The organism is Martelella sp., from assembly GCF_984369615.1.
This window is the reverse complement of the sequence record NZ_CFHTCS010000286.1, coordinates 1-5691: the sequence shown is the minus strand read 5'-3', so window position 1 is coordinate 5691 and position 5691 is coordinate 1. Positions and strand designations below refer to the sequence as shown.

The 5691-nt window shown below is 65.0% G+C and carries 3 protein-coding genes; 1 reads left to right on the top strand and 2 read right to left on the bottom strand.

Annotated features, from left to right (window positions below; all coding sequences use genetic code 11):
* The coding region (gene mfd / locus AC5DC2_RS18290; RefSeq protein ID WP_491699504.1) for a transcription-repair coupling factor at nucleotides 1–3202 on the bottom strand (3202 nt) is incomplete at its 3' end.
* 16 nt (nucleotides 3203–3218) lie between these two features.
* Complete coding sequence (locus AC5DC2_RS18285; protein ID WP_024707839.1) at nucleotides 3219–3521, bottom strand: succinate dehydrogenase assembly factor 2; 303 nt, start codon at nucleotides 3519–3521, stop codon at nucleotides 3219–3221.
* Between the two features lie 93 nt (nucleotides 3522–3614).
* Here AC5DC2_RS18285 and recG point away from each other — a divergent pair.
* A partial coding sequence (gene recG, locus AC5DC2_RS18280) for an ATP-dependent DNA helicase RecG (RefSeq protein ID WP_491699503.1) occupies nucleotides 3615–5691 on the top strand: 2077 nt, incomplete at its 3' end.

The following is a 5691-nucleotide window of genomic DNA, read 5'->3' as shown; positions in this document are numbered from 1 at the left end:
GGTCGATCAACTCGGCGCCGAAGGCGTCGATATCGCCGGCATCGGTCAATTCGCCAAGACGGCGGTAGAGCGCCATCCTGAGATTGAGATCCGGCACATAGCTTTCCGGGATCATCACCGACGTTCCGAGCCCGATCTGTGGCGACCAGTCGCTGCCGCCCGCGTCCTCGTCGCCCTTGGCCTCGGCGACCGCTTCTTCCAGCATCTGCTGGTAAAGCTCGAACCCGACCTCCTTGATGTGGCCGGACTGTTCCTCGCCGAGCAGATTGCCGGCGCCGCGAATATCGAGATCGTGGCTTGCGAGCTGGAAGCCGGCGCCCAGCGTGTCGAGCGACTGCAGCACCTTCAACCGCCGCTCGGCGGTATCGGTCAGCCGCTTGTTGGCAGGCAGCGTGAACAGCGCGAAGGCGCGGATCTTCGAACGGCCGACGCGGCCGCGCAGCTGGTAAAGTTGGGCCAGGCCGAACATGTCGGCGCGGTGAACGATCAGGGTGTTGGCGGTCGGCACATCGAGGCCGGATTCCACGATCGTCGTCGACAGCAGCACATCATAGCTGCCGTCATAGAAGGCGTTCATGATGTCCTCGAGCTGGCCCGCCGCCATCTGCCCGTGGGCAACGGCGACCTTCAGCTCCGGCACTTCGGCCTGCAAAAAGGCCTGAACCTCCTCCAGATCGGAAAGACGCGGACAGACGTAAAAGCTCTGGCCGCCGCGATAGTGCTCGCGCATCAGGTTCTCGCGGATCACCAGCGGGTCGAAGGGGGAGATGAAGGTCCTGACCGCCATGCGGTCGACCGGCGGCGTGGTGATCAGCGAGAGCTCGCGAACGCCGGTCATGGCAAGCTGCAGCGTGCGCGGAATGGGCGTCGCCGAAAGCGTCAGCACATGCACGTCGCTCTTCAGTTCCTTCAGCCGCTCCTTGTGGCGCACGCCGAAATGCTGCTCCTCGTCGATGATCAGGAGGCCGAGATTGGCGAATTTGATCGTGGTGCCCAGAAGCGCATGGGTGCCGACCACGACGTCAACCTTGCCCTCGGAAAGGTCTTTCTTGGTCTGGGCCAGTTCCTTAGCGCCGACGAGGCGCGAAGCCTGCGCGACCTTGATCGGCAGTCCGCGAAAACGTTCGATGAAGGTCTTGTAGTGCTGGCGCGCGAGTAGCGTCGTCGGCACCACTACGGCCACCTGGACGCCGTTCATGGCGGCAAGGAAGGCCGCACGCAGGGCCACTTCGGTCTTGCCGAAGCCGACATCGCCGCAGATCAGGCGGTCCATCGGCCGTCCGAGGCCGAGATCGCCGCGCACCGCCTCGATGGCGTTATACTGGTCCTCCGTCTCCTCATAGGGGAACCGGGCGGCGAATTCGTCATAAAGCCCCTCGGCCGCCACCAGCGGCGGCGCCGTGCGGGTTGCCCGCTTGGCGGCGATCGCGATCAGTTCGTCGGCCATGTCGAGAAGCCGCTTCTTCAGCCGCGCCTTCTTCGCCTGCCATGCGCCGCCGCCGAGCCGGTCGAGCGGCACGTCGGCGGCATCGGAACCGTAGCGCGACAGAAGCTCGATGTTCTCGACCGGCAGGAACAGCTTGGCATCATCGGCATAATGCAGTTCCAGGCAGTCGCGCGGCGCGCCCGCCGCCTCGATCGTCCTCAGTCCCGTGAACCGCCCGATGCCATGTTCGGCGTGAACGACCAGGGAGCCTTCATCCAGTCCGGAAACTTCGGTGATGAAGTCGCTGGCTTTCCTGTTCTTTCTGGTCTTGCGGATCAGTCGGTCACCGAGAATGTCCTGCTCGCCGATCACGTGCAGGTCGCCGGTCTCGAAGCCGCCCTCGAGGCTCAGGACCGCGCTCGCCGCCTCGCCCTTGGAGAGCCGCTGAAGGTCGGAGAGCGCCTTGACCGGTTTGATCTTGGAAAGCCCGTGTTCCTTCAGGACCTGCAGCAACCGGTCGAGCGACCCCTCGGACCATCCGGTGATCAGCACCCTGCCGCCCTTCGCGCGCGTCTCGGCAATATGCCGGACGGCTTCCTCGAACACATTGGCGCGCTCGCCGTCGTCACCCTTGCGCGCCTGCGCGGCAACGGCCCAGCGCGGGCCGGCATGGGCTTCGAGCGCGATCACAGGCTTGCCGAGCGATGATGCCTCGTTGAACGGCGAAAGCCGCACGGCCTCGCTTGCTTCGAGACCGGCGGCAAATGCCGTCTCATCGAGATAGAGCATGTCCGGCGGCACGGGCTTGTAGGGCGCGCCCTGCCCGCCATGGGCGGCGCCCAGATTGGTGCGCCGGGCCTCGTAATAGTCCTCAATCAGGTCAGCCCGCTCGCTCGCGGCCTCGCGCGCGGCGTGGTCGAAAATGATCCGGAAGCCGGAGAGATAGTCGAACACCGTTTCCAGGCGCTCGTAGAACAGCGGCAGCCAGTGCTCCATGCCGGCATAGCGGCGGCCTTCCGAAACGGCCTGGTAGAGCGCATCGTCGCGCGTCGAGGCGCCGAAGAGCGACAGGTAGTTCTTGCGGAATCGCGCAATGGTCCCGTCGTTCAGCGTTACCTCGCTCATGGCGTTGAGCGTGAAGGCCTTGACCGAGCCGATGGTGCGTTGGGTCGCGGCATCGAAGGCGCGGATCGATTCCAGCGTGTCGCCGAAGAAATCGAGCCTCAGTCCGTTCTCTTCTCCCGGTACGAAGACGTCGAGAATGCCGCCGCGCACCGCATATTCGCCGACGGCCCGCACGGTCGGCACCCGTTCGAAACCGGCATCCGTCAGACGACGGACGATGACTTCCATATCGATCACCTGGCCGGCGCGCGCGGAAAAACCGAGCGTCGCGACGATCTCGCGCGGCGGCAGTTTCTGCAGCATGGCATTGACAGTGACGAGGATGATGGCCGGATGCGGCTTTTGGGCATGCGCGATCAGGCCGGAAAGCGCAGAGAGACGGCGTGCGGAGGTGTCGGCGCCGGGCGAAACGCGGTCATAGGGCAGGCAGTCCCAGGCGGGCAGCGTCAGCACCGGAATGTCAGGGGCGGCAAAGCCGAGCATCTGCTCGAAATCGGCGATCCGCTGGCCGTCGGAGAGCACATAGGCGACGGACTGGCCGGCGCGCGCCATTTCCGCCAGCACCAGCGGTTCGGTGCCCGGCACGGCGTTGGCAATGGTGACGGCGCCGCTGAGGCCATCCAGCTTTTTCGGGTTGAATCCGGCTATCATGTTTTCGCAAAAATCTTCAGATGTCGTTTTCGACCGGGTCGAAATCCGGCCTGTAGGCGCAGATGCGTTCGAAAAGCGGTATGCGCACGTGGTCGGGCGCCGCTTCGGCGCCGTTGATCCATTTGATCAGGTCATTGTCTTCCTCGGCCATGATCGTTTCGAGCGCAGTGAGCGTCTCGTCGTCCATTCCGGCAAGATTCTCCTCGGCGAACTGGCCGAGGATCAGATCCATCTCGCGGATGCCGCGGTGCCAGCAGCGAAACAGGATCCGCCGGCGGCGGGGATCGAGGTCGGCGCTCGAACGTTTCAGACCGGTCATTTCAAAAACCTTCTTTGTTGATTGGTCTCTATAACCGCTCGTTTCGCGCTTGTCAGCCTTGCCAAAGCGCTTCCTTCGGTCCAATTGGGAATAATGCGCCCGGCTCTGCTCGACCCCCTGTTCGCGCCCGTCACCTCGCTTGCGGGGATCGGGCCGAAACTTGAGAAACTGCTCGCGCGCCTCACAGGGCGCGAGGACGAGGCGCGCGTCATTGATCTGGTGTTCCACGCGCCGACCTCGCTGATCGACCGTCGGCTGAGGCCCGGCATCGCGCACCTGCCAGAAGGCGCGATCGTGACGGTGGAGGGCCGCGTCGACCGTCACCAGCCGGCCCCGGTCCGTTCCAGCGCGCCCTACAGGGTGTTCATCCATGACGATACGGGCGAACTGACGCTGACCTTCTTCCGCGCCAAGGCCGACTGGCTGGAAAAGGCGCTTCCCGTCGGCGAGACGGTGCTGGTCAGCGGCCGGGCCGAATGGTTCAACGGCCGGCCGTCCATGGTGCATCCAGACTACATGGTGAGCGCCGACAAGGCCGATACGCTGCCGGACTGCGAGCCGGTCTACCCGATGACGGCCGGACTTTCCGCCAAGGTTCTGCGGCGTTCGATCGAAAGCGCCAATGAGCGGGTCCCCGATTTTCCCGAATGGATCGACGGCGAGGTCCTCAGACGTCAGGGCTTTCCGGCGCTGAAGGAAGCGCTCCTTGCGCTTCACAATCCGCGCGACGCGACCGATCTTGAACCCCAGGCCCCGGCACGGCGCAGGCTTGCCTATGACGAACTTCTGGCCGGCCAGCTGTCGCTCGCCCTTGTCAGAAGCCGGATGCGGCGCGCCAGGGGAAGGCCGGTGCATCCCACAGACGCGCTTTCGGGCAAGGTTCGCGCCGCCCTGCCCTTCGCCCTGACTTCCGGTCAGGAAGATGCCATTTCGGCGATCCTTGCGGACATGGCCCGGGAGACGCGCATGCTGCGCATGCTCCAGGGCGATGTCGGTTCCGGCAAGACCGTCGTCGGTCTTCTGGCGATGCTGGCGGTGGTCGAGGACGGCGGCCAGGCCGTGCTGATGGCGCCGACGGAGATCCTCGCCCGCCAGCATTTTGAAGGCATCGCCGCACTGGCGGAAAAGGCGGGCGTCACGGTCAAGCTTCTGACCGGCAAGACGAAAGCGGCCGATCGCCGCGTTATCGAGGCGGAGATCGCCGATGGCACGGCGCGGATCATCATCGGCACCCACGCATTGTTTCAGGACAATGTCAGCTATAATGACCTGAGGCTGGCGATCGTCGATGAGCAGCATCGTTTCGGCGTTCACCAGCGGCTGAAGCTCACGGCCAAGGGCATGTCGCCGCATCTTCTGGTGATGACGGCAACGCCGATCCCGCGCACGCTGGTGCTGGCGGCCTTCGGCGACATGGATGTCTCCAACCTGACCGAGAAGCCGGCCGGGCGAAAGCCGATCCAGACCGTCACCATCCCGGCCGAGCGGATCGGTGATGTGGTCGGCCGGTTGCGGCAGGCGCTGAATGAAGGAAAAAAAGCCTACTGGATCTGCCCTCTGGTGGAGGAATCGGAGGCCGTTGATCTGGTTTCGGCGGAAGAGCGCAGGGAGACCCTGGCAAAGGCGCTCGGGCCGGAACATGTCGGGCTTGTACATGGCCGCATGTCGTCAGCGGACAAGGAAGCGGCGATGGAGGCGTTCAAGAGCGGCGAGACCCGGCTTCTGGTGGCAACCACCGTAGTCGAAGTCGGCGTCGACGTGCCGGACGCCACGATCATCGTCATCGAGCATGCCGAGCGCTTCGGCCTTGCCCAGTTGCACCAGTTGCGCGGCCGGGTCGGGCGCGGCGACGAGGCCTCCTCCTGCATTCTGCTCTACAAGGGACCACTGTCGGAAACCGGCCGCGCGCGGCTCTCCGTCCTGCGCGACAGCAATGACGGGTTCCGGATCGCCGAAGAGGACCTGAGGCTGCGCGGCGAGGGCGAGCTTCTCGGCACGCGCCAGTCCGGCATGCCGGGCTTCCGCTTCGCCCATCTGGAGGCCCACGGCGACATTCTGGCGCTCGCCCGCAAGGACGCCGCCTATGTGGTCAACAGGGATCCGGAGCTTCAGGGCGAACGCGGCAAGGCCCTGCGCATGCTGCTCTATCTCTTCCGCCGCGACGAGGCGA

Excerpts from the sequence above, each read along its gene's own strand:
- AC5DC2_RS18285 (WP_024707839.1), bottom strand. The coding sequence starts at position 3,521 with ATGACCGGTCTGAAACGTTCGAGCGCCGACCTCGATCCCCGCCGCCGG.